The organism is Microbacterium stercoris (assembly GCF_017592545.1).
GTDB lineage: Bacteria > Actinomycetota > Actinomycetes > Actinomycetales > Microbacteriaceae > Microbacterium > Microbacterium stercoris.
Window position 1 is genome coordinate 481,749 of record NZ_JAGFOA010000002.1, and the last position, 19,544, is coordinate 501,292.

The window sequence follows — 19,544 nt, forward strand, 5'->3', positions numbered from 1 at the left end:
GGGAGGAATCGGATCAGTGCGCATGCGTCTCGAAGGCGGATGCCTCGATCACGGGCACGGGAGATCCGGTGCGGGCCTCGCGCCACTGGCGCTGCAGCTCGCTGTCGGCCGCGGCCTCGGCGATGAGCCGCGCCTGGGCGGCCCCGCCCTTCGACGGCGCGGACGTGGCGTGGTAGCCGCCGAAGTGCGCGACGGGGCTCCACTCGGGCGTCACCGCGGGCAGCTGCTCGTCGAGGCCCTCGTACTCGCCGGCCGCGTAGACCACGCGCCCGTCGACCACGGTGAGCAGCGACTCGATATGCGGGATGTCCTCGGCGTCGACCGCGAAGAAGTCGTCCGACAGGATCGACAGATCGCCGTAGTAGCCCTCGCGCAGGATGCCCTTCACGTCGGCCTCGCCCGTGAGTCTCGCGCCGGCGTGGGTGTACATCTCGAGCGCGGTCTCGCGGTCGACGACGTTGGCGAGCGACGACAGCGTCGTGCCGCCCAGGGTCTTGCGAGTGACGAGCCAGTGCAGCGCGACCCAGGGGTTGTACGACGAGACGCGCGTCGCGTCGGTGCCGGCCCCCACGGTCACACCGCGAGCCAGCAGCCCTCGCACCGGGGGAGCGGTCTCGGCGGCATGCGTCCCGTAGCGCGAGACGAACGCCTCGCCCTGGAAGGACATCCGGTTCTGCACGGACACGGATCCGCCCAGCGCCGCGACGCGCTCGATGCTCTCGGGGCTCATGGTCTCGGCGTGGTCGAACAGCCAGCTGGCGTCCGACCCGAACAGGCCCTCGGCGGCGAGCCTCTCGAACACCGCGAGATCGCGCTGGATCGTCTCGTCGTAGGTGGCATGCAGGCGGAAGCCCCAGCCGTTCTCGCGCAGCAGGCGCACCGCCGCCTCGAACTCGGCCTCGTAGCCCGCACCCAGTTCGGGACGCGGCTCGGCGAAGTTCTCGAAGTCGGCCGCGCTCCACGTGAGGTTCTCGCCGGCCCCGTTCAGGCGCAGGAAGGCATCGCCCTCGCCCGGGCGGATCATGCCGATCCAGCGCTTCAGGTCGTCGATCTCCTGTCCGCCCACCTGCGGGAACAGGTGGTAAGCGATCCGGACGGTCAGCTCCTTCTTCTCCGCGAGCTCCATCACGGTGCCGTAGTTGTCGGGGAAGTTCTGGAAGCCGCCGGCCGCGTCGATCGCCGAGGTCAGGCCGAAGCGATTGAGCTCGCGCAGGTAGTGGCGGGTCGAGGCCGCCTTCTCGTCCTCGGGCAGGGTCGGCGCCGCCGCCAGGGTGGAGTACAGGATGAGCGCGCCGGGCGCGGCGAGCAGCATTCCGGTGGGCTCGCCGTCGCGGCCACGCACGATCTGGCCACCCGGAGGGTTGGGGGTGTCCTTCGTGAATCCCGCGGCCTTCACGGCGGCGCGGTTCAGGATGGCCGACTGGTACAGGTTCAGGATGAACACCGGCGTCTCGGGGGCGGCCGCGTTGAGCTCGCGCACCGTGGGGAGGCGCTTCTCGACGAACTGCTCCTTGGTGAAGCCTCCGACCACACGCACCCACTGTCCGCGGGGCGTCCGGGCGACCTGCTCGCGCAGCATGTCGAGGCCGATCTTCAGCGACGGCACTCCGTCCCACCGCAGCTCGAGCACGTAGTTGAGGCCTCCGCGGATCACGTGCAGGTGCGAGTCGTTCAGCCCCGGGATGACGCGGCGTCCCTGCGCGTCGATGACGCGCGTGCCGACACCGACGAGCGGCAGGATCTCGGCGTCGTGTCCGACGGCCGTGATGACGCCGTCCGTGATCGCGACTGCGCTCGCCGCGGGGCGGGCGGGATCCCCTGTGTGAACCTTTGCATTGCGGACGACCACGTCGGCGGGGGAGGAGGTCTTCCCCGGCGTGATCCCCCTGACGGGCATGGTGGCCATGTCGTTCTTCTTCCTGTGCTGCCGTCTCGTTGCTTATCTCGATGACGTTCAGTGTGGAAGAAGCTTGCGAGCAAGATATTCATTCCGGATCGATGAAGATCTGGATCTCGGGCGTGTCGCGCCCGGCCGGTCGGCGCCCGGTCGGCGCCGGTTCGGCGTCCGCGTTCGACCGTGTTAGAGTGGGGGAAGCCGAAGACCGCCGGTCATCGTCATGCGCTTGCGCGAGACGACCGAAGCACTGCATCGCAGGGGCCCGCGCAGGTGTACGAACGAAATCCTTCTGGATCCACGCTCCGTGCGCTTGCGCCGGAGCGTTCTGCTTTTCGTGGGCGATCTTCTGGTCGATGTCTCACCGCCGTGAGATGTCCCGAACAGATCTAGGAGTGACCATGGCGCAGAAGGATGCATCGGTCGCCGAGCTCACGAAGAACTTCGAGAACTCGAACGCCGTCCTGCTGACCGAGTACCGCGGTCTGACGGTTGCCCAGCTCAAGCAGCTGCGCAACAGCATTCGTCAGGACGCGGACTACGCCGTGGTGAAGAACACGCTGACGAAGATCGCGGCGAACGCCGCGGGCTTCGACTCGCTCGACGACAGCCTCAAGGGCCCGTCGGCGATCGCGTTCGTGCACGGAGACTTCGTCTCCACCGCGAAGGCCCTGCGTGACTTCGCCAAGGCCAACCCGCTTCTCGTGATCAAGGGCGGCGTCTTCGAGGGCAAGGCCCTCAGCGCTGCCGAGGTCGACACCTACGCTTCGCTCGAGAGCCGTGAGGTTCTGCTCGCGAAGGCCGCAGGCATGATGAAGGCGACGATGGGCAAGGCTGCCGCCACCATCGACGCTCTTCGCGAGAAGCTCGAGGGCGCCGAGGCTGCGTAAGCAGTTCGCGTTCTCTCCCACAAACCCCACTTAATTAGGAGATACATCATGGCGAAGCTCACCACCGAGGAGCTCCTCGAGCAGTTTGCCGACCTCACCCTCATCGAGCTCTCCGAGTTCGTGAAGGCCTTCGAGGAGAAGTTCGACGTCACCGCCGCCGCCCCCGTCGCCGTTGCCGGTGCCGCTGGTGGCGCCGCTGAGGAGGTCGAGGAGAAGGACTCGTTCGACGTCGTCCTCGAGGCCGCCGGCGACAAGAAGATCCAGGTCATCAAGGCCGTCCGCGAGCTCACCTCGCTCGGTCTCGGCGAGGCCAAGGCCGTCGTCGACGGCGCCCCCTCGGTCGTGCTCGAGGGCGCGAACAAGGAGGCCGCCGAGAAGGCCAAGGCGTCCCTCGAGGAGGCCGGCGCGACGGTCGTCCTCAAGTAATCTCCTTCACGGAGTTGCTTGATCGACACTGATCAACGCTGCGAAGGCCCCGGGAGCGATCCCGGGGCCTTCGTCGTTCCCTCGGGCGGCCGGACATCGATGCCGATTCGGTGGTCGACCGGGGGATCCGGGATCTTATGACGACATCGATCTGTGACCGCAACCCCGTTGTGCCTCTCCGGAGGCGCGAATACGGTGAGGGCCACAAGTTCCTTCACTCGGCCCTGGGCCGACCCCGACGATGGGAGCAGACGATGTCGACTGCAGCTCGCAAGAAGATCCTGATCGCGACTGGCGCTCTGGGCGCCACCGCCCTCGCCTTGGCTGGATGCACGGCCGGACCCGGTGCGACAGGCGGCGGCAACGGAGGAGGCGGCGGCGGCGAGGGAGGCGGCGACGGCGAGGTGGTCACCGTCTACGGAACCATCGTGAACGCCGAGCAGGAGCTCCTCGAGGAGTCCTGGGCCGACTGGGAGGAAGAGAACGGCATCGACATCCAGTACGAGGGCTCGCAGGAGTTCGAGGCGCAGATCGCCGTGCGCGCGCAGGGCGGCAACCCGCCGGATCTCGCGATCTTCCCCCAGCCGGGTCTGCTGGCCGACATGGCCGGCCGCGGCTACCTGCTCGAGGCCCCCGAGGGCGTCGTCAAGAACCTCCGCGACAACTGGGCCGAGGACTGGGAGGGCTACGCCTCTCTCGACGGCAAGATCTACGGTGCGCCCCTGATGGCGAACGTGAAGGGCTGGGTCTGGTACCAGCCGTCGCTCTTCGAGGAGAACGGCTGGGAGGTGCCGACCAGCTGGCAGGGACTGCTCGACCTCACCGCCGAGATGCAGAGCACGCTCGGCACGCAGCCGTGGTGTGCGGGCTTCGGCTCGGATGCGGCCACCGGTTGGCCGGGCACCGACTGGATCGAGGACATCGTCCTGCGCCAGAGCGGCCCGGACGTCTACGACCAGTGGGTCGCGGGTGACGTGCCCTTCACCGACCCGAAGATCCAGTCGGCATTCGACGAGGCCGCCAAGGTGCTGCTGAACCCCGACTACGTCAACGCCGGCTTCGGCGATGTCGCCTCGATCGGATCGGTGCCGTTCGGCGATGTGGCCAACGCCCTCGTCTCGGGTGACTGCGCCCTGAGCCACCAGGCCTCCTTCCTCGACGGCTTCATCGTCGACGCGGGCGGCGAGGTCGGCCCCGACGCCGATGTCTGGGCGTTTATGCTCCCGCCGGTCGATGAGAACGCCGAGGGCTCGGTGGTCACGGGCGGTGGCGAGATCGTCGGCGCGTTCAACGACTCGGAGGCGGTCGTGAAGGTGCAGGAGTACCTCTCCAGCCCGGAGTGGGCCAACTCGCGCGTGTCGCTCGGTGGTGTCATCAGCGCGAACAAGGGCCTCGACCCGGAGAACGCCAAGAGCCCGATCCTGCAGGAGGCCATCAAGGTGCTGCAGGACGAGGCGACGACGTTCCGCTTCGACGCGTCTGACCTGATGCCCTCTGCCGTCGGAACCGGCTCCTTCTTCCAGGGCATGCGCGACTGGGTGAACGGAACGGCGACGCCCCAGGTGCTGGAGCAGATCCAGTCGGCCTGGCCGGCTGAGTGATCCGGCCGCAAGCGGACCCGGACCTCAGTCATGGCTGATTTTCTGGCATGGCTGAGCACACTCTCCCCGTGGCTGGAGATCCCGATCATCATCGGGGTCTTCGTCGCCGCGGTGGGCGTGCTGCTCTTCTTCATCGAGATCGCGCCACGCGAAGGCAGGATCTTCACAATCCTCCGGCTCGCGGCCTGTGTGCTGCTGCCGCTGGGCGTGATGTGGCTGCTGCAGTCGTATACGTGGGCGATCATCGCCGCGGGTGTGCTCGGCGCCCTGTTCTTCTGGCTCGACCTCCGGTCGCGCGGGGGAGTGGGATCGCTGTTCCAGCTGTTCGGCTTCCTCGCCCCGGCGCTGATCCTGCTCCTGGTGGGACTGGTGTTCCCGGTGATCCAGACCTTCGGGGCGTCGATGCTCAACTCGCGGGGCACGACCTTCGTGGGGTTCGACAACTTCGTCTGGATCTTCACCCAGCCGCAGGGCATCCGCACGATCGTCAACACGATCGTGTGGGTGCTGATCGCGCCGATCGCGTCGACCGTGATCGGACTCGTGTACGCGTACTTCATCGACAAGACGCGGGGTGAGAAGGTCTACAAGATCCTCGTGTTCCTGCCGATGGCGATCTCGTTCGTCGGCGCATCGATCATCTGGCGCTTTATGTACACCGCGCGCCCGGCCGACGCCGAGCAGATCGGATTCGTCAACCAGCTGATCGTGTGGTTCGGCGGGAGCCCGGTGCCGTTCCTGCAGGTGGAGCCCTGGAACACGCTGTTCCTCATCATCGTGTTCGTCTGGATCTACACGGGCTTCGCGATGGTGGTGCTGTCGGCGGCCATCAAGGGTGTGCCGGCCGAGCAGCTGGAGGCGGCCGAGCTCGATGGGGCCAACGCGTTCGAGCGCTTTATGAACGTGGTGGTGCCGGGCATCCGGCCGTCGCTCATCGTGGTGCTGACGACGATCGCCATCGCCTCGATGAAGATCTTCGACATCGTCCGCACGATGACCGCCGGCGCGAATGACACGTCGGTGATCGCGAACGAGATGTATCAGCAGTTCCGCAGCTTCGAGGCCGGACGCTCGGCCGCCTACGCGGTGGTGCTGTTCATCCTCGTTCTGCCGCTGGTCATCTACAACGCCAGACAGCTCAAGGCGCAGAGGGAGGTGCACTGATGACGACGACGACCCCTCCGATCACGACGCAGGCCGTGACGACCGGCAAGGCCTCTGGCAGGCCCGCGCTGAGCGACACGAAGCGGCGCCTGACCTCGCCCTGGGCGACGATCGCCGCGATCATCATCGCGGCGATCTGGACCATCCCGACGTTCGGCATCCTGGTGTCCTCCTTCCGGCCTCGGGTGGAGATCCAGACCACGGGCTGGTGGACGGCGCTGCAGAACTGGGGCTGGACGACCGAGAACTACACCGAGGCGCTGAACACGGCGACCGGCGGACTGACCATGCTGCAGGCCTTCGTGAACTCGTTCGCGATCACCCTGCCGGCGGCCATCATTCCGCTGATCATCGCGACGCTCGCGGCGTACGGGTTCGCGTGGATCGACTTCCGCGGCAAGAACCTCCTGTTCGTGGCCGTGTTCGCCCTCCAGATCGTGCCGATCCAGATGGCGTTCATCCCGCTGCTGCAGCTGTTCTCGCGCGGAGAGCTGTTCGGGGTGCCGGTGATCCAGGCATTCGGATCGGCGGGCTACGCGCAGGTGTGGATCGCTCACACGATCTTCGGTCTGCCGCTGGCGATCTTCCTGCTGCACAACTTCATCGCGCAGATCCCGGGCGAGGTCATCGAGGCCGCGCGCGTCGACGGCGCCGGGCACGGGCAGATCTTCTTCCGGATCATCCTGCCGCTCAGCATGCCGGCGATCGCGTCCTTCGCGATCTTCCAGTTCCTGTGGGTGTGGAACGACCTGCTGGTCGCCCTCATCTTCGCCGACGGCAATGTGGCGCCGATCACGAAGCTGCTGGCGCAGATGACCGGCTCGCGCGGCGAGGACTGGCACCTGCTCACGGCCGGCGCCTTCATCGCCATCATCGTGCCGCTGCTGGTGTTCCTTTTCCTGCAGCGCTACTTCGTGCGAGGCCTTCTGGCGGGATCCGCCAAGGGCTGAGCAGAGGGAGGGCCCGAGGACCCCGGTCCGCCGCGCGGACCGGGGTCCTTTGCTGTGCGCGGTGCGCCTCTGCTCAGCGCACGCCGTTGGTGGTCAGAACGCGCCGCGCGCACTGCTGCATCGGCGGCGGGTCTTGACCACAAGGGGCGTCGCGAGCAACGCGAGACGCCGTCAGCGGCAGGCCAGGCGATCCTGGATCGCCTCGAGCGCCTGGATCTCCCGCGACTGCGACTGGGCCATGCCCTCCGCAGTGCTGAGCACCCGGGGATCCGAGCCGAGTCGCTGCACGGCGTCGATCATCTCGATCGCGCCCTCATGGTGCCGGATCATCAGCTCGGTGAAGAGGCAATCCTGCGCCGCGCCGGTGGAGGAGCGGAGTTCGTCGAGCTCGGCGTCGGTCGCCATGCCCATCTCGGCCCGCAGCTCCTCATCGGTCGACGCCTCCGCGTCGCCGTGGCCGTGGCCGCCGTCCTCGGCCATCCAGGCCATCAGGGGCGCTGTCGAATGCTGGGGCAGGCCCCATCCGTCGATCCACGCGAACATCTGACCGGATTGCTGCGACTGCGCGGTCGCGATGTCGAAAGCGAGCAGGCGCAGATCCTCGTCCTGGGTGCTGCGGTACTCGATCATCGCCATGGTGACGGCCTGCGCGTGGTGCTCCTGCATGTCGCGGGCGAAGCCGACATCCGCGGCGTTGGGACCGGGATCCGCCCCGCCGAAGGTCGAGAAGCGACCGATCGCGAACGCGAGACCCGCCACGAGCACCGCCGCGAGCACGACCAGCGGCCAGCGCCGCGTCTGACGCGTCTCGTCGGTCATGTCAGATCTTGCCGGGGCCCTCGATGCCGACGCAGGAGGCGCCGCGCTCGGGGGTGGAGTCGCCCTGCCAGTACTCCTCGTAGAACTGCTCGATGCGCGGGTCGTTCACATCCTCGAGCTGGAGCTGGTGACCCCACGCGGTGACGACGATGGGCGAGGGAAGCCCCTCGTAGGGCGAAACGATCGAGTACGTGCGGGGTGCGTGCGAACGCAGCGTGTCGAGCTCGCCGCCGCTGATCACCTTGGGGTCGTAGGCGATCCAGACCGCGCCGTGCTCGAGCGAGTGCACGAGGTTCTCGTTGGTCTGCTGCTCGGTGTAGACGCCGCAGCTGAGCCACGCGTTGTTGTGCGGGCCGCCGGCCGGAGGATTCTGCTCGTAGTCGACGGTGCCGTCGACGTGCTCTCCGCCGGCGAACTCGAAGCTCTGCACACCCTCGATCTCGACCCCCGCGCTGCCGGCGGTGTAGGTCTTCGGCGCGAAGACGATCGAGGCGACGACGACGGCCGCGACGAGGAGGACGGCGACGCCGCCGAGCACCCACCACAGCAGCTTCGTGCGCTGGCGCTTGGCGAGCTGGCGCTGGTACTCGGCGAGCTTCTCCTGGCGCTTGGCCTCGCGCTGCTGCTTGACGGTCTGCTCGGCCTCGGCGCGGCGGGCGGGGTTGCCGGAGCGGTTCTCGGGGGTCACGCGCTCGATCCTATTCGGCGGAATGGAGCTCGAGCCGGGATGCCCCCGGGACGAGCCTGGGAGATCACTATGCGGCTTACTATCGAACGTGCACGATTCCCCCCACTCGTCTTCGCCGTCCATGTCGACCGGGGCCATCCGCACCCTCGGATCCAACCCGCAGACCGCCCCGATCGTGCTGCACCCGGGGGATGCGATCTCGACCGCACGGCGCACGATGTACGTGCTGCTGCTCGGCGCGCTCACGGCCCTCGGCCCGTTCACGGTCGATCTCTACCTGCCCGCGTTCCCCCTGATCCAGGAGCACTTCGCCACCGACGAGGCGGCGATCCAGCTCACGCTCACCGGCACGATGATCGGCTTCGCCTTCGGGCAGCTGCTCGTCGGCCCCCTGAGCGACACGGTCGGACGCCGCATGCCGCTGCTGATCGCCACGGCCCTGCACGTCGTCGCGAGCATCGTCGCCGCGGTCGCGCCGAACCTCGCGGTGCTGGGCGGCGCCCGCGTGGCGATGGGCTTCGGCGCCGCGGCCGGCGCGGTGGCCGCGATGGCGATCGTGCGCGACCTGTTCGGAGGCAAGCGCCTCGTGGTGATGCTGTCGCGTCTCGCGCTCGTCTCCGGAACCGCCCCGGTCGTCGCGCCGCTGATCGGATCCGCGCTGCTCGCGGTCGTCCCCTGGGAGGGCATCTTCTGGGTGCTCGCGGCCTATGGGGCCGTGATGCTGGCCGCAGGACTCTTCGGGATCCCCGAGACGCTTCCGCGCGAGCGTCGCCACGAGCGGGGCTCCAGCACGGTCTGGCAGCGCTATCGCTCGGTGCTCTCCGACCGCGTCTATGTGGGTGTGCTCGTGGTGGGCGGCATGACCTTCGCGGGTCTCTTCTCCTACCTCTCGGCGTCGTCGTTCCTGTTCCAGGAGAGCTACGGCTTCAACGCAGGACAGTACGGTCTGCTGTTCGCCGCGAACTCGATCGGTCTCGTCGTCGGCAACCAGATCGCCGCGCGCCTCGCCGCGCGCTTCGGGCCGCAGTGGGTGCTGGCCGTCTCGACCGTCGTGCTGCTGGTCGCGGCGATGCTCATCGTGCTGTTCGATCAGCTCGGCTTCGGCATGTGGGGCACGGCGATCCCGCTGTGGTTCTTCATGACCGCGTGCGGCTTCACCTTCCCCTGCGCTCAGGTGCTCGCTCTCGACCGCCACGGGAAGGCGGCGGGCACGGCGGCGTCGCTGCTGGGCGCGTCGAACTTCGGCATCGCCGGCCTGATCTCGCCGATCGTGGGCGCGGTCGCGGGCCCCGCGGGCATCACGGGCACGTCGATGGCGGTGGTGATGATCGGCACCTCGCTGATCGCGCTGGCCGCGCTCTGGTTCGTGGTGCGACCGCGTACCGTGGGGATGCTCACCCCCTGACGTCGAAGGAGACGACCGGATGACACCGCGAGAACGCACGACCCGGGCCTGGCTCTGGTGGGGCCTGGCGCTGCTTGCAGGCGGCGTCGCGATCGGGGCGCTCGTGCTGCTTCCGGGTGCCGACCCCAGTTCGCTGGATCTCTGGTGGGACGGGGTGCTGTCCGCCACTCCGGACGGACCCGCTCTGGCGGTCTCTCTGTTCATGGACACCGTCGGCGGCGGGAGAGTGGCGACCCTGTGGGTGCCGCTGACGCTGATCGCCGTGCTCCTCATCGCCCGCCGTCCGTGGGCGACCGGGTACCTGGTCGTGGCTTTGCTCGCAAGCGCGGGCGTTGTGCAGATCCTGAAGCATCTGCTGGGGCGCGCGCGTCCCGAGGACATCCTGGTGACCTCGGATGTCGGATCCTTCCCCTCCGGTCACGTCGCGAACGCGGCGACCCTCGCCATCGCTCTGTGGCTGCTGTTTCCGCGGCGATGGGTGGCCGTGCTCGCCGGGTGCTGGATCGCGCTGATGGCCTTCGCCCGCACGTATGTGTCGGCGCACTGGCTCACCGACACCTTCGGGGGAGCGCTCATCGGATCCGGGGTCGCCCTGCTCGTCGCCCTCGCCTTCGCCCCCGGACTCCTCGCGGAGCGCCGGGGCGCAACCCCCTCGGGACGAGTGGGGGCCCGTCGCTAGGCTGACTGCCATGACCGCCGAGAAGGATGCCGCCGTCGTCGCCGCCGAGGCCGAGCTCGCCCGTCTGCAGGCGGAGGCCGAGGCCGCCGAAGCGGCCCTGCGGGCCGCCGAGGCGAAGGCGCGTCTCGCTGCGGCGCGCGCCGACGCCGCCCGCGGTGCGGCGCCGGAGGCTCCCGACGCTCACGAGACTCCCGAGGCCGCGACGGCGACGCCCGCTGCCGACGCCCCGGCCGCCGGATCCGCGGATGCCCCTGCGGCACCGGCACCGGCATCGGCACCGGCGACGGGCGGCCCGCTGAGCGCCGACGACGTGCGTGCGGTCGCCCAGGGCTACGCCTTCGAGGGGCCGACTCTCGACATCGGCGCGCTGGTCAACGGCGATCCCGTCGCAGACGCGCAGGTGCGCATTCCCCTCGGCATGCTGAACCGGCACGGTCTGGTCGCGGGCGCGACGGGAACCGGCAAGACCCGCACGCTGCAGGGACTCGCGGAGCAGCTCGCGGCGAAGGGCGTGCCCGTCTTCGCCGCCGACATCAAGGGCGACCTGTCGGGCATGGCCACCCCGGGCGAGGCGAACGACAAGCTGCTCGCCCGCACGGCCGGCATCGGCCAGGCATGGGAGCCGCAGGCCAGCGCGGTCGAGTACTTCGCCCTCGGCGGTATCGGCAAGGGCGTACCGGTGCGCGCCACCGTGACCGGCTTCGGGCCGCTGCTGCTGTCGAAGGTGCTGGGTCTCAACGACACGCAGGAGTCGAGCCTCGGACTCGTCTTCCACTACGCCGACAAGAACGGCCTGCCCCTCGTCGACCTCGAGGACCTGCGCTCGGTGCTGCAGTGGCTCACCAGCGAAGAGGGCAAGCCGGAGCTGAAGGAGCTGGGCGGCCTCTCCAGCGCGACCGCCGGGGTCATCCTGCGCGAGCTGATCACCTTCGCCGAAGGCGGGGCCGATGTGTTCTTCGGAGAGCCGGAGTTCGACGTCGCCGACTTCCTCCGGATCGACGAGTCGGGCCGCGGGGTCGTCTCGCTGCTGGAGGTGCCGGGGGTCGCGAACCGCCCGGAGCTGTTCTCGACGTTCCTGATGTATCTCCTCGCGGAGCTGTTCGAGATCCTGCCGGAGGTCGGCGACCCCGACAAGCCGAAGCTCGTGTTCTTCTTCGACGAGGCGCACCTGCTGTTCTCCGGCGCGTCGAAGGACTTCCTGCAGGCCATCATCCAGACCGTGCGGCTCATCCGCTCGAAGGGCGTGGGGGTGTTCTTCGTCACGCAGACGCCGAAGGACGTGCACGAGGACGTGCTCGCCCAGCTCGGATCGCGCGTGCAGCACGCCCTGCGCGCGTTCACCCCGGATGATGCGAAGGCGCTGCGGGCGACGGTCGGCACGTACCCCCGATCGGGTTACGACCTCGAGCGGGTGCTGCAAGAGCTCGGCACCGGCGAGGCCGTCGTCACCGTGATGAGCGAGAAGGGCGCACCGACACCCGTCGCCTGGACGAGAGTGCGCGCCCCGCAGGGGTCGATGTCGCCCACGCCGGAGGACCGGATCGATGCCGCGGTGGCCGCATCGCCCCTGCTTCCGAAGTACGGCGAGCGCATCGACCGCGAGTCGGCCTACGAGATCCTCACCGCCAAGATGAACGCCGCCGAGGCCGCCGAGCGGCAGGCCGAGACCGATGCCGAGCTGGCTCGTCAGCAGGCGGAGATCGAGAAGCAGCAGGAGGCGGCCGAGAAGAAGGCCCAGAAGGAGTACGAGCGCATTCTGAGGCAGACGTCCGGATCCGGACGCACCCGCACCTCGTCGCGCTCCGAGAGATCGACGCTCGAGAAGGTGCTCGGATCGCGCACGACGCAGACGCTGCTCAACGGGGTGATCCGCGGGATGTTCGGCAACGGCCGGCGACGCTGAGCCGGTCCCGTCGCCCGGGGCACGCGGAGGTCAGAGGAGACTGCAGGCGTCGGCTGTGATGAGCTCGTCGAGCCGCGCCTCCACCGTCTGGCCCTGGCTGGTGAGCGTCACCACCGCCTGGTGCACGTGCTTGACACCCTCTTCGGTGAAGACCACCTCGGCGGTGCCGTCGGCCGGGAACATGCCCGTCGCCACCTGCTCGCGTCCGTTGGCGCGCGGGTCGAGCACGATGCGGTAATCGGCGCCCGCGGGCCCCGTGAAGCCGATGACGTATTCGTCGTCGCCGAGCAGATCCACCCGGCAGTAAGAGGCCATGTCGACGAGCGCGACCGGGTTGCTCGGCGCGGTCGGCGTGGGGGAGGGAGAGGGCGTCGGGGTGGGCTCCGCGATGGGGCCCGGAGTGGGCTCTGCCGTCGGCTCGGGGGTGGGCTCGGGCGTGGGATCGACGGTCGGCTCCGGCGTCGGGGTCGGCTCCGGGGTGGCGGTCGGCTCGGGGCCGGGGGTCGGCTCGGGCGAGGCGGGCGGCGCGGGCGGGAGCAGCTCGTCGCGCAGGCTCCACAGACCGGTCAGCGGGTGCGTGGCGATTCCCTGCGTGCTGTGCACGTAACGCACCTCGAGCGTGACGTCGTCGAGCACCTGAGCCCGCGAGAGCGTGAAGTACAGGGTGCCGCGTCCGGCGCCGTCGAGCGTCGTCCGCGTCAGCGCCGAGAACGAGGCGAGCTTCACGGCGAGCGGGACGCCGGACGAGAGACCGCGGCCGCCCGATCCGTCCGATCCGATCGCGTACACCTCCACGGCCTCGCCGGGTTGGCCGACGACCCGCATCACGACCGAGCCGTCGGACTGACCGCGCGCCGACACGACCTGGATGCGGTCCATGACCTGGGCGATCGTGGCGGGAGGAGTGAGCGTGGGGCGCGGGGCCGGCGTCGCGGGGCGCTCAGGCGAGGGGGTGGGAGTGGGCGAGGGGCTGGCCTCGGGATCGGTCGCCTGCTGCGTGCTGTCGACCAGCTCCTGCGAGGCCTCGACGTCGGCGGCGGGCGCCCCGGCCCGATCCGAGGCGCTCTGCGAGAACGCCTCGCTCGCTCCGCCCGGGAGGAATCCGAGTGATCCGGCGACCGCCGCCGCCGCCACCGCGACCGCGAGCACGCCGGCGGCGATCAGGCCGCCCAGCGTGAAGGTCGAACTGCCGCCGGGGCTCGATCCGGGGCCGCCGGCCGCGCCGCTCGCCGCGACGCCGGCGCCGCCCGCCGCGACGCCGGCGCCGCCCGCCGCGACGACCGCGCCCTCGACGAGGCCGCTCGGCATCGCGGCGAGCGCGACCGCGGCCGCGTCGTCGCGCTGCAGCGACGCGAGATAGGCGGCCGTGGCCGAGACGCCGATCGTGATGGGAAGCAGCACGAGTGCCAGACGGCTGCCGACCTCCTGCGCCTCGCCGGCGATGATGGTGCACCGCGCGCAGTCGCGCAGGTGGTCGTCGAGGCGCTGCCGGTTGCGCGCACCGAGGTTGCCTCGGGTGTGCGCGCCGAGGTGCTCGATCGTCCACTGGCAGTCGGAGCCGTCGGCCACCGCATTCAGGTGCGCCTGGATCCACGCCTCACGCAGGCCCTCGCGCGCACGGAAGGCCAGCTGCGCGACGGCGACGGGCTTCATCCCCAGCAGCGGCGCGACCTGGGCGGGCTTGAGCTGCTCGATCTCGGTGTACCAGAGCACCTCCTGCCAGCGTGTGGGAAGGCTGCGGAAGGCGGTGGTGGTGAGGCTCCGGTCGAGCGCCGCGAGGGTCGCCTCCTCGGTGCTCTCCGGATCCTCGACCGCGTCGAGCTCGTCGATCGCCGACTCCTTCGACGCGCGCCCCCAGGCGGCGGCGGTGTTGCGGATCGACGTGAAGAGGTAGGCGCGGAAGGAACCGGACGGGCCGCCGCCCTTCTGGATCGCCTGGAAGATGCGCGCGTACGCCTCCTGCACAAGATCATCCGGATCGATCGAGCTCGTCACCGATCGGGCCACGACGATGCCGGAGCGGTAGTGGCGCGTCCAGAGCTCGCCGAAGGCGGCGACGTCGCCCGAGCGCGAACGCAGCACGAGGTCGGCGTCGGGCGCCGCCTCGTCGGCGTCAGCCGCGTCGGGAAGATCGTGCATCGTCATGGATGTCGGAACTCTGCTTCGGAGTCGAGGTCGCCGGATCCGCTGCGGATCCGACTAGGGTGATCCGGGCTCGATTCGGGCGAGGCGCGCGGATTGCACTCCATTCTGACCCCACGCCACCCTCGAGTGCCACCGGAAAGCCCCGCTTTTCGGGGTTTTCTGTGCTGACCGCGTCCAACCTGAAGATCTGCGAAAGAACTCTCAGGAGTCGCGTAATAGCTCGCACCCGCGAGCGTCTCATCAGGTGAGAGCACATCTTGCCGGCGCCGCGGAACTCGGGGGAGGGGCGCGGAGCCGGCGGGAGAGCCGAGGGAACCCCTCCGGCTCGCGGGGGGCTCGGGAGGATCTCCGTGGAGGGCTCCCGAGCCTCCTTCATTCCGCGAGGGCGTCGCTCGCAGCGCCGGCCGCCGGCACGGCGGCCTCTGCAGGCTCCGTCTGGTCGGGCTCGACGACGGGCGGTGCCGGGGCGGGGGGCACGTGCGGCGCGGGCGCGGCCTTCGCAGTGCCGAACAGCGAGCCGAGGAGCGGTGAGCCGACCCGGAGGCCTCGGGAGTCGAGTGCGACGCCGAGCACATCGCCCAGCACCTTGGCGTCGATCGAGAGCCCACCCGATCCGGCATCCGCGCCGAGCCCGAGCACGTCGGGGAGGGCCTCGACTTCGACGGTGATGCCGTGGTGGTCCACGCCCAGTCCGACCTGGGCGACGTCGCCTGCGGCCACCTCGGCGCCCGCGCCATCGGATCCGAGCTCGGCATCGGCGGCCACCAGGCCGGAGGCGAGGTCGGCGTCGAGCGCGACGCGCTCCTTCGAGACCTCCGCGCGGACGTCGACGAGGTCGGCGAGCACCTCGGCGTCGAGCGCGACGCCCGCTTCGTCGAGTTCGAGGTGCACGTCGGCCAGGTCGCCTGCACGGACGTCGGCGGAGACCCCGTTCGAGTCGATCGAGGCGCCGACGTCGACCACATCCTCGATCAGGGCGACATCGAGCCCCGCACCGTCTCGGCCGACGTGCGCGCCGACCTCGGCCAGCGTGTCGAGTACCTCGGCGTCGACCTCGAGGCCCGTGTCGTCGGCCCCGATCCGCACGTCGGTCGCCGCCCCCGCATCGAGGCCGATCTGGATCGCGGGGGTGCGGGGAGTCGGGGTATGGGGAGCCAGGAGGCGCGGAGCCGGCGTGCGGGGCGTCTCGACGGCGACGGGGGCGTCGGCCGGCGCGGCCTCTTCCTCCGCGGCGGGGCGGGTGTCCAAGAGGATCGTTATGGCCGAGACGGAGGGCAGCGCGGCCGGATCGACCGCGGGCACGGTCTCGGCGTCGAGCTCGCTGGGGACGACGAATGCGCCGGGGACGGCCGGAGCGTCATGCGGTGCGACGGTCTCGCCCGTCGTCGCGACCGTGTCGGCACTCGCCGCTGGGGCGTCCGACACGGCGGCGCCGGCCTGCTCGGCGGTCGCGATGCTGGGCACGAAGCCGGTGGCGACGATCGCGCTCGCCGCGCCGACGGTCGACATCCCGGCGCCCACCAGCCCGCCCAGCGAGCCCGATCCGGCTCCTGCGGCGACGCCCGCCGCGCCGGCGCCCGATCCCGAGGCTCCCGCGCCGATCGCCCAGGGCGGCATCGTCGCGGCGGCGCCGCCGCCCACGACGATCGCGCCCTCGACGAGCTCGGCGGGCAGGGCGGCGAGCGCCATCGCGGCCGGCCCGCGGCCGAGCGCGAGCAGATAGGACGCGGTGGCGCTGACGCCGATGAAGAGCGGCAGCAGCGCGAGCGCGAGTCGGCCGCCGACCTCGCCGGCCTCGGCGGCGAGCAGGGTGCAGCTGCGGCAGGCCGAGAGGTGCGCCTCGAATCGTGCCCGGTGGCGCTCGGCGAGGTTGCCGCGCGTGGCGGCGCCGAGGCGTTCGACCGCCCAGCGGCAGTCGGAGCCTCGGCCGAGCGCGCCGATGTGGGCCTGGATCCACGCTTCGCGCAGCCCCTCGCGGGCGCGGAACGCGAGCTGCTTCACCGCGTTCGGCTTCATCCCGAGCAGCGGGGCGGTCTCGGAGATGCCGAGGCCCTCGACCTCGGTGTACCAGAGCACCTCCTGCCAGCGTGTGGGCAGGCTGCGGAACGCGCGGTGGGTGAGCGTGCGGTCGTCCTGCTCCCGGAGCGCGGAGTCGGTGGAGCCGGGGTCGGCGACGGCGTCGAGCTCGTCGGTCGCGAGCTCGTGCCGAGCGCGGCCCCACGATGCGGCCGTGTGGCGGATCGCGGTGAAGAGGTAGGCGCGGAAGGCGCCCGTGGGACCCCCACCGCGCCGGACGGCCTGGAAGATGCGCGTGTACGCCTCCTGCACGAGGTCGTCCGGGTCGATGCTGGACGTGATCGAGCGCGCCGCCGCGATGCCGGCGGCATAGTGACGCTGCCACAGCAGGGCGAACGCGTCGGCGTCACCGGAACGCGATCGAAGGATCAGATCGGTGTCTGCGACGGAGTCGTCGGAGGGATCGTGCACGTCAGTCTCGCTTCGGGGGCAGCGGCTGCCGGACGGCGACAGCCATCCGGGATATCGACATTGTGTCAACGGCGCTGCGCTTTCGCACCCCTGCCCGGGCAGTCCGGCGCTGCCCCTGGCGTTCACCGGCCCCACGCGCAGTGGTGGCTCGATATGGAGGTGCGACTAGACTCAGGATGTCGCGACTGGCGTTGAGGTGGATTACCACCGGGAAGCGACCCAAGACGGCATTCGACCGCGCGCCTGGGCCGATGCGAGATCCTTTTCATCCCGTTCGTCGTCTGGAGATCGTTATGACCGATCCGCTGTTCAACGCCCCCCTCGCTGAAGTCGACCCCGAGATCGCGCAGGTCCTCCAGCGCGAGCTCGACCGCCAGCGCGGTTACCTCGAGATGATCGCCTCCGAGAACTTCGTTCCGGTGTCGGTGCTCGAGTCGCAGGGCTCCGTCCTCACCAACAAGTACGCCGAGGGCTACCCCGGCCGCCGCTACTACGGCGGCTGCGAGGAGGTGGACGTCGCCGAGGAGCTGGCGATCGCCCGCGCCAAGGCGCTGTTCGGCTCGGAGTTCGCGAACGTGCAGCCCCACTCGGGCGCCTCGGCCAATGCCGCCGTGCTGCACGCCATCGCCCGCCCCGGCGACACCCTCCTCGGCCTGTCGCTCGACCACGGTGGCCACCTGACGCACGGCATGAAGATCAACTTCTCGGGCCGCCTCTACAACATCGTCGCCTACGGCGTGAACGCCGAGACCTCGCTCGTCGACATGGACGAGGTGCGCGCGCTCGCGATCGAGCACAAGCCCAAGGTCATCATCGCGGGCTGGTCGGCCTACCCCCGCCAGCTCGACTTCGCGGCGTTCCGCGCGATCGCCGACGAGGTCGGCGCGCTGCTGTGGGTCGACATGGCGCACTTCGCGGGCCTCGTGGCCGCGGGCCTGCACCCGAGCCCCGTGCCGCACGCGCACGTCGTCTCGTCGACCGTGCACAAGACCATCGGCGGCCCCCGCTCGGGCTTCATCCTGTCCAACGACGCCGAGATCGCCAAGAAGATCAACTCGGCTGTCTTCCCGGGCCAGCAGGGCGGGCCGCTGATGCACGTGATCGCCGCCAAGGCGACCGCGTTCAAGCTCGCCGCGACCGACGCGTTCAAGGACCGTCAGGCCCGCACCCTGCGCGGTGCGTCGATCCTCGCCGACCGTCTCTCGCAGCAGGATGTCCAGGACGCTGGCATCAAGGTGCGCTCGGGCGGCACCGACGTGCACCTCGTGCTCGTCGACCTGCGCGACGCGCAGATCGACGGCAAGCAGGCCGAGGACCTCCTGCACGAGATCCACATCACCGTCAACCGCAACGCGGTGCCCAACGACCCGCGCCCGCCGATGGTCACCTCGGGTCTGCGCATCGGCACGCCGGCGCTCGCGACCCGCGGCTTCGGTGACGAGGAGTTCACCGAGGTCGCCGACGTGATCGCCCGGGCCCTCATCGGCGGTGCCGATGTCGAGGCCCTGCGTGCCCGCGTCGCCGTGCTCGCCGACAAGTTCCCGCTGTACCCGGGGCTCGGCCAGTGACGGCTGTCACGCTCGACGGCCGCGCGGCCTCCGCTCAGATCCGCGAGGAGCTGACCGAGCGCGTCGCCGCTCTGAAGGCGAAGGGCGTGACGCCCGGGATCGCCACGGTGCTCGTCGGCGCCGATCCGGCATCGCAGCTCTACGTGGGCATGAAGCACAAGCAGTCCGAGCAGATCGGGATGAACTCGATCCAGCGCGAGCTGCCCGCCGACGCCACCCAGGAGCAGGTCGAGGCGCTGATCGACGAGCTGAACGCGGATCCGGCGTGCCACGGCTTCATCGTCCAGCTGCCGCTGCCCAAGCACATCGACACCGACCGTGTGCTCGAGCGCATCGACCCCGCTAAGGACGCCGACGGTCTGCACCCGACGAACCTCGGCCGCCTGGTGCTCAACGTCAACTCGCCCATCGAGACGCCGCTGCCCTGCACGCCGCGCGGTGTCATCGAGCTGCTCACGCGCAACGGCTACGACCTGAACGGCAAGCACGTGGTGGTCGTCGGCCGCGGTGTCACGATCGGCCGGCCGATCGGTCTGCTGCTCACGCGTCGCGACGTGAACGCGACCGTGACGCTGTTGCACACGGGCACGCCCGATATGTCGCCGTACCTGCGCCAGGCCGATGTGATCGTCGCCGGCGCGGGCGTGAAGCATCTCGTGAAGCCCGAGGACGTCAAGCCCGGCGCGGCCGTGCTCGACGTGGGCGTCACGCGCGAGACCGATCCCGAGACGGGCAAGTCGAAGGTCTACGGCGACGTGCACCCGGATGTGGCCGAGGTCGCGGGCTTCCTCTCGCCGAACCCCGGCGGCGTCGGCCCGATGACGGTCGCCCTCCTGATGACGAACGTCGTCGAGGCCGCCGAGCGCAGCATCGCCTGACCCCGCGCGGCGCGGGGCGTTCGTCGTCCCTCGCGAGCGCGCGACAA

15 protein-coding genes and 1 riboswitch are annotated in these 19,544 nt (G+C 70.1%); of the genes, 10 read left to right on the forward strand and 5 right to left on the reverse strand.

What is annotated here, in order from left to right:
* Window positions 1-13 precede the first annotated feature (13 nt).
* The gene (locus tag J5V96_RS06455; protein ID WP_208501859.1) at window positions 14-1,906 is read right to left on the reverse strand and encodes an amidohydrolase; all 1,893 of its coding nucleotides are present in this window, start codon (window positions 1,904-1,906) and stop codon (window positions 14-16) included.
* 389 nt (window positions 1,907-2,295) lie between these two features.
* Between J5V96_RS06455 and rplJ the strand changes: the two genes are divergently transcribed.
* The 5 genes from rplJ to J5V96_RS06480 all read left to right on the forward strand — a co-directional run bounded on the left by rplJ (window position 2,296) and on the right by J5V96_RS06480 (window position 6,925).
* The gene (gene rplJ / locus J5V96_RS06460; protein WP_208501861.1) at window positions 2,296-2,784 is read left to right on the forward strand and encodes a 50S ribosomal protein L10; all 489 of its coding nucleotides are present in this window, start codon (window positions 2,296-2,298) and stop codon (window positions 2,782-2,784) included.
* Between the two features lie 48 nt (window positions 2,785-2,832).
* Window positions 2,833-3,210, forward strand: a complete 378-nt coding sequence (rplL, locus tag J5V96_RS06465) for a 50S ribosomal protein L7/L12 (RefSeq protein ID WP_208501863.1) — start codon at window positions 2,833-2,835, stop codon at window positions 3,208-3,210.
* A 254-nt stretch (window positions 3,211-3,464) separates the two neighbouring features.
* The gene (locus J5V96_RS06470; protein WP_208501865.1) at window positions 3,465-4,811 is read left to right on the forward strand and encodes an ABC transporter substrate-binding protein; all 1,347 of its coding nucleotides are present in this window, start codon (window positions 3,465-3,467) and stop codon (window positions 4,809-4,811) included.
* Window positions 4,812-4,841: 30 nt separating this feature from the next.
* Complete coding sequence (locus J5V96_RS06475; protein ID WP_208501867.1) at window positions 4,842-5,975, forward strand: carbohydrate ABC transporter permease; 1,134 nt, start codon at window positions 4,842-4,844, stop codon at window positions 5,973-5,975.
* A complete protein-coding gene (locus J5V96_RS06480) occupies window positions 5,975-6,925 on the forward strand; it encodes a carbohydrate ABC transporter permease (RefSeq protein WP_208501869.1) in 951 nt (316 codons plus the stop codon). Before J5V96_RS06475 ends, J5V96_RS06480 begins: the two co-directional genes overlap by 1 nt.
* A gap of 171 nt (window positions 6,926-7,096) precedes the next feature.
* On the opposite strand, the gene J5V96_RS06485 is transcribed toward J5V96_RS06480, so the two are convergent.
* Window positions 7,097-7,744: a DUF305 domain-containing protein gene (locus tag J5V96_RS06485; RefSeq protein WP_208501871.1), complete on the reverse strand. Its 648-nt coding sequence runs from the start codon at window positions 7,742-7,744 to the stop codon at window positions 7,097-7,099.
* A gap of 1 nt (window position 7,745) precedes the next feature.
* Window positions 7,746-8,432: a thioredoxin-like domain-containing protein gene (locus J5V96_RS06490; protein WP_307793545.1), complete on the reverse strand. Its 687-nt coding sequence runs from the start codon at window positions 8,430-8,432 to the stop codon at window positions 7,746-7,748.
* Window positions 8,433-8,553: 121 nt separating this feature from the next.
* On the opposite strand from J5V96_RS06490, the gene J5V96_RS06495 reads away from it, so the two are divergent.
* From J5V96_RS06495 to J5V96_RS06505, 3 genes are read left to right on the forward strand one after another with little or no spacing between them, the layout of a single operon-like run.
* Window positions 8,554-9,837 carry a multidrug effflux MFS transporter gene (locus J5V96_RS06495; protein WP_236014535.1) on the forward strand — a complete coding sequence of 428 codons (1,284 nt, stop codon included), beginning with the start codon at window positions 8,554-8,556 and terminating at the stop codon, window positions 9,835-9,837.
* A 19-nt stretch (window positions 9,838-9,856) separates the two neighbouring features.
* Window positions 9,857-10,516 carry a phosphatase PAP2 family protein gene (locus tag J5V96_RS06500; RefSeq protein ID WP_208501877.1) on the forward strand — a complete coding sequence of 220 codons (660 nt, stop codon included), beginning with the start codon at window positions 9,857-9,859 and terminating at the stop codon, window positions 10,514-10,516.
* A gap of 10 nt (window positions 10,517-10,526) precedes the next feature.
* The gene (locus tag J5V96_RS06505) at window positions 10,527-12,419 is read left to right on the forward strand and encodes a helicase HerA-like domain-containing protein (RefSeq protein ID WP_208501879.1); all 1,893 of its coding nucleotides are present in this window, start codon (window positions 10,527-10,529) and stop codon (window positions 12,417-12,419) included.
* Window positions 12,420-12,449: 30 nt separating this feature from the next.
* On the opposite strand, the gene J5V96_RS06510 is transcribed toward J5V96_RS06505, so the two are convergent.
* Entirely contained in the window at window positions 12,450-14,564 is a 2,115-nt protein-coding gene (locus tag J5V96_RS06510) for a sigma-70 family RNA polymerase sigma factor (protein WP_208501881.1), read from the reverse strand.
* Window positions 14,565-14,936: 372 nt separating this feature from the next.
* Complete coding sequence (locus tag J5V96_RS06515; RefSeq protein ID WP_208501883.1) at window positions 14,937-17,051, reverse strand: sigma-70 family RNA polymerase sigma factor; 2,115 nt, start codon at window positions 17,049-17,051, stop codon at window positions 14,937-14,939.
* Between the two features lie 171 nt (window positions 17,052-17,222).
* Window positions 17,223-17,307: riboswitch (ZMP/ZTP riboswitch) on the forward strand.
* Between the two features lie 37 nt (window positions 17,308-17,344).
* Between J5V96_RS06515 and glyA the strand changes: the two genes are divergently transcribed.
* Both glyA and J5V96_RS06525 read left to right on the forward strand, forming a co-directional pair.
* Entirely contained in the window at window positions 17,345-18,619 is a 1,275-nt protein-coding gene (gene glyA / locus J5V96_RS06520) for a serine hydroxymethyltransferase (protein ID WP_208501885.1), read from the forward strand.
* Window positions 18,616-19,497 carry a bifunctional methylenetetrahydrofolate dehydrogenase/methenyltetrahydrofolate cyclohydrolase gene (locus J5V96_RS06525; RefSeq protein ID WP_208501887.1) on the forward strand — a complete coding sequence of 294 codons (882 nt, stop codon included), beginning with the start codon at window positions 18,616-18,618 and terminating at the stop codon, window positions 19,495-19,497. The genes glyA and J5V96_RS06525 overlap by 4 nt, the downstream gene beginning before the upstream one ends.
* Window positions 19,498-19,544: the final 47 nt, after the last annotated feature.